Origin of the sequence: Pseudomonas sp. RA_15y_Pfl2_54, assembly GCF_963971015.1 — a bacterium.
GTDB lineage: Bacteria > Pseudomonadota > Gammaproteobacteria > Pseudomonadales > Pseudomonadaceae > Aquipseudomonas > Aquipseudomonas baetica_A.
The window spans coordinates 1-5,273 of record NZ_CAXAPN010000069.1; the positions used below are offsets into that span (position 1 = coordinate 1).

General features: G+C 55.2%; 2 protein-coding genes and 1 pseudogene. All 3 read left to right on the forward strand.

Annotated elements, in window-relative coordinates; genetic code table 11:
• Nucleotides 1-1,323: type VI secretion system tip protein TssI/VgrG (gene tssI, locus AACY50_RS28320; RefSeq protein WP_339539893.1), on the forward strand; the 1,323-nt coding region annotated here is incomplete at its 5' end.
• 155 nt (nucleotides 1,324-1,478) lie between these two features.
• Nucleotides 1,479-4,574: a phospholipase D-like domain-containing protein gene (locus AACY50_RS28325; protein ID WP_445261508.1), complete on the forward strand. Its 3,096-nt coding sequence runs from the start codon at nucleotides 1,479-1,481 to the stop codon at nucleotides 4,572-4,574.
• Nucleotides 4,571-5,273, forward strand: a pseudogene (locus tag AACY50_RS28330) (hypothetical protein); the annotation flags it as partial. The gene AACY50_RS28325 and the pseudogene AACY50_RS28330, both read left to right, overlap by 4 nt.

Genomic DNA, 5,273 nt, shown 5'->3' on the forward strand with positions numbered 1-5,273 from the left:
CTCGAACACCCGAAACCCCGCGTCCTCGGCAGCCAGACCGCCCACGTCACCGGCCCCAAAGGCGAAGAAATCCACTGCGACCAATACGGCCGCATCAAAGTGCAATTCCACTGGGACCGCGAAGGCCAGGCCGACGACAAAACCAGCTGCTGGTTGCGCGTTTCCAGCTCTTGGGCGGGCGACCGCTACGGCGCCATCTCCATCCCGCGCATCGGCATGGAAGTGCTGGTCACCTTCCTCGAAGGCGACCCCGACCAACCCCTCGTCACCGGTTGCCTGTACCACAAGGAAAACCCGGTGCCGTACGCACTGCCGGCGAACAAGACCCGTAGCGTGTTCAAAACCCTCAGCTCCCCGGGTGGCGGCGGCTACAACGAATTGCGCATTGAAGACAAAAAAGGTGCGGAGCAGATCTACATTCATGCGCAGCGGGATTGGGATGAAAACGTAGAGCATGACCAGAAGATTCGGGTCGGGAATGAACGTCACGATACGGTCGAAAAGAACAGTTACACCGAACTCAAGGCCGAAGAGCACCGCACCACGATTGCCGACCGAAAAATTGAAGTGAAGGCCGACGATCACCTGTCCGTGACCCAAAACCAGCACATCAAACTCGGAACCGCTCAATTGACCCATGCCGGGAAAGAAATCCACCTGAAGTCTGGCGACAAAATGGTGATCGAGGCGGGAACGGAATTGACCGTGTTGGGTGGCGGTAGCTTTATCAAGCTTGATGCTGGCGGCGTGACGGTGGTTGGGCCGGTGGTGAAAATCAATGCCGGGGGGGCTGCGGGAACCGGGTCAGGGATTGCGATTTTGCTGCCGAAACTGCCGATACCACCGCCGTCAGCCAAACCCGGTAATTTGCTCGACACCGCCCAACCCGGCGTCATCGCACCACCGGCCAAGCCAAGGGAGTATTTCTTCGATATCAAGTTGACTGACGTCCCGGGGGACGAAGGTTTCCCGTTGGCACACACCGCTTGGTCGATTGTTCAGGACGGCGAGCAGGCCCCCTTGCTAGAAGGTCAAACCGACGACGACGGACGGGTCAACATCGATGAAACCCAGCGTTTGAAGTTGTCCCAAGCCTATGCGACCAAGGGCCCTCTGTGGCTCTGCTATCCGGGGCAACGCGTGCCAGTGGCGCTGCATGACGAACCCTCGGAAGCCGACAAGGAGCGCTTCGCCCTCGCCGCCCTCGACTTTCACGACAGCGCCAAACATGGCCGGATCAGTACGGCGAACAGTGAACGCAGCAAACAGGATCTGCTCGCCGACGGCAATCCGTACAACCAGTTGCAAACCAGGGACGAATGACCATGACGGACTCAGCAACGCCTTACAACGGCATTCGCCACAAAGAAATCAGCCAGATCAATACAGCTCAGGGCAAGGCCCTGCCAGCGGTGAACGCGCCGGACTTCTTCATCCAGGACGAGTCGGCCTTCGCACCCAAGCGCAGCGGCAATGACGTGCGTTTCTTCACCACCGGCGAGGACTACTACAAGGATCTGGCCACTGAAATCGGCAATGCCCAAACCTCGATTTTCATCACGGGCTGGCAAATCAACTACGACGTCACGCTGGACGGCAAACAAAGCCTTTGGGAATGCCTGCACGCCGCACTGGTGAAAACGCCGACCCTCAAAGTCTTCGTCATGCCGTGGCTGAGTCCCGCAGCTAGCGTCGGCACCCACGACTTCGAAACCATGCTCGCGGTATTCCAGCTCAACGCAGGGCTCGGCGGCGCACGCGCATTTTGTACACCGGCCATCCAGCAAAGCGACATGAAAGGCCTGGGTTCAACGTTTTCTCACCACCAGAAATGCGTGGTGATCGACAACAAGATCGGCTACGTCGGCGGCATCGATCTGGCTTACGGGCGTCGTGATGACAACAACTTCAGCCTTGATGCCCGCGATCGCAAGGGCAACGACGCGTACAACCCGGGAATTCCGCATCTGGGCTGGATGGACATGCACAAACATGTCAGTCGTACAGGCCTGCTCCTTGGCAGCTTGTTCGATCTATCCAAACCCATCGCCGCCGCAACCCTGGGCACTGACAGCGTCAACATCAAGCTCGAACTGCTCCGGCGCGACACCCTGATCAATATCGGCGCGACCGTACAGAACTTCTTTGCCAGCCCGCCCTTGCCGGTATTCGACTGGATGGCCAAAGGTGGCAATAGCCTGAAGGAGTACGTGGGGGCCATCGACCCTTTGGCCTCCCCCCGGCAGTATCTGATCGACACCGCCATCCGCCAGATCACCGCACTGATCAAACACAACTGGACGCGCCTGCCCATTGCCGAACCGCTCAGAAGCCAGGCACAGGTCTGGATACGGGAGGTGGAGGCCAGTGCAGAAGAGTTGCAGGCGGGGCTGCGCCTGAAGAGCTACGAACTGATCAACAAATGGATGAGCACGACCGACCTCGGACGCATGATCGCCATGTTCTGCGACAAAGGCTACGATGCCATGCCGGCGGAAAAAATGGGCTGGCTGAGCGACATCGGCCAGATCGCCACCTCGTTGCTCGGGCACTTCTACGCGCTGCTGCAAAACCGTCTGGAAAATCATCAGGAGCCGTTCGCCTATCTCAAACACACACCACAGCCACTGGCCTCGTCGGACTACAGCCGATTGGCCGACGACCAGCCGCGAATGCCTTGGCAGGATGTTCACAGCCGCATCGAAGGTCCGTCTGTCTATGACCTGTCACGCAACTTCATCGACCGCTGGAACGGTCAGCAAGCCTACATTGCCGAAATAAAGAGCCTGGAAAAAACCAACGTGATCGTTGCCCTGATGGAATGGGTCAATACCCTCGCCCGAAGCGCCGGCCTGCCCCACCACCTGGACGCCAGCAACCAGATCAACCTGAAGTTGCCGATGCCCAAGCCAGTATGGATCGACCAGGCTGCGACATTACCGACACCGCCAGCCCTCCTGACGGGCAAAGTCAGCGTACAGGTATTGCGTAGTGCTTCGGCCACCATGAGCAGCCAGGAAGCCAAGGGCAGAGGCAAAGCCAAAGTGAATTTGCCGCTGCCCGCCGGATTCAACACTGGAGGCGTTCAGGACAACTGCCTGCGCGCCATGCTGCAAACCATTTCCAGTGCCCAACACTTCATTTACATCGAGAACCAGTTTTTTCAGACTGATTTTGGGGATGAGGCAGAGTTGTCCGAAGACGGCCAACTTTCGGGGCCGATGGCCAGCCTGCGCGACCCGGCCACCCTGCACCAGGGCTACGTCGCCCGGGTTAAGTTGCGCGAAGCTCTCGAAGATCAGGACTTCACCAAAATCGACTGGAAGGAAGTCAATGCCATCGGGAAGGAACCTGGGGAAGAAGCACACAAGTTTCTCAACAGTTTCCTTTCCATCTGGCAAACCAATGCGCAGGGCTGGCTGACCCAAAAGTTGGGGAAAGAACAAAAGCTCACCAACAGCATCGGCAAAGCACTCGCCGACCGGATTGGGCGAGCGATTACAGAAAACCGCCCATTTCACGTGTACCTGATTTTGCCGGTACACCCGGAGGGCGCATTGAATGTGCTGAACCTCATGCATCAGATTCACCTGACCATGCAAAGTCTGGTATTTGGTGAGCAGAGTCTGGTCAAGCGTGTTCAGCGACATATGTCGATGAAAGCAATGATGGATCGTGGCGCGACCCGGGAGGAAGCCGCGAAAATCATTGAGCGCAAAGACATCAACGATGAGCCCGTATATGCCCAGCAAAACTGGACCCAATATTTGACCCTACTTAACTTGCGAACCTGGGACAAACTCGGGGGCGGGAAAATCGTGACTGAGCAAATTTACGTTCACAGCAAATTGTTGATCGCCGATGACCGTGTAGCCATCCTAGGCAGTGCAAACATAAACGACCGCAGTCAATGCGGTAACCGTGATTCGGAACTGGCCGTGATTTTGCGTGACAGTGAATCGGTCAACGTGCTCCTAGATGGCAAACACCCACAAAAAGTGGGAAAAACCATCAACCAATTACGCAAGGACTTGTGGAAGAAGCATTTTGGATTAAGCCAAACCAAAAAAAGCTCTGTCCCTGCTTTCACTGGATTGAGAGATTCGCTGGATCAACCTGCGGCCGAAAAGACGTGGAAGGCTATTCAGGAACGGGCCAATAACAATTCAAGGGCCTACGAACGATCCTTCAGCTTCATTCCTCAGAATGTAAGCCGATTACAAGTGATAGAAGAGTCAACAGCGAAAAAATACCGAAACGGATTCCCAGCCTCAATATGGCCAACGTGGGTGTATGGCTCAACGTTGGACCCAAGCCTTGGAGGTAAGCTTACGGGGGCGTTACCCTACGAGATATCTTTTTGGGAAAGCACGACGTTAGCTGACGTAAAGACTTACCCTGCGCCAATAGGGATTGAAGGATTCATTACGGCCTTACCCATCAACTGGACTAAAGGTGAGAACAATGACTCAGGATTGAACCTGACGATCATTGCGCACAATCAAAACAAAAAATCAGATGTGCATTTCGCCAGCGCTAACGAAACCTCTCCGAGACAAGAGCACAATTCATGATCCGCGTGACCATCGCTTATACCTCTCTGTTGTTTGCTATGCAGTCAGCACTGGCAGACCCCGGTTACCAAGAATGTCTCGGCCGCACAACGTTTCAGGCGCCGGAGTCATTTGAATGGGCGACCTACAGAATTGAAGACAGTCGAATAGATAGTGGTGGTGGACATACGTTTTCAAAAAAAATCCACGCCGTGAGTGACTATGTCAGTTACGACTATGACCAACTCACTATACGAGTGAGTGATGTTACAACACGCGAAAAATTCGACAGAGCCCGCAACGCTATTCTTCACGATACCGAACTCTACAAAAAACACCTCGAGCAAGAGCTAAAAACAGAAAAGAGTCTGCTGGAAACGATCAAGCGCAGTTACTCAGCGGACATCGTAAAAGCCCGTGAAGCCGAGATTGCGGCTCTGGAAATCCGAATAGAAAGAACCAAAGGCTATGAACACGACTTGGGCATCCCTGACGCTCATATTCTGGGTAGCGAAGACACACCCTACGAGTTTCTCCTCTGGCGCAACAACCGGGTGTTTTACTTCCATATGAACAAACCGACCGAGAATGCAGCGCAAAGGATCAAAGATCTCGTCGCCCGATTTGAAGCCCGCGACCTCTACCAAGTACCCAACGGCCCGGGCGTATGCATGCCATACGGTTTCATTCACGACGACGGCAACACCGGTTTCAGCGTGA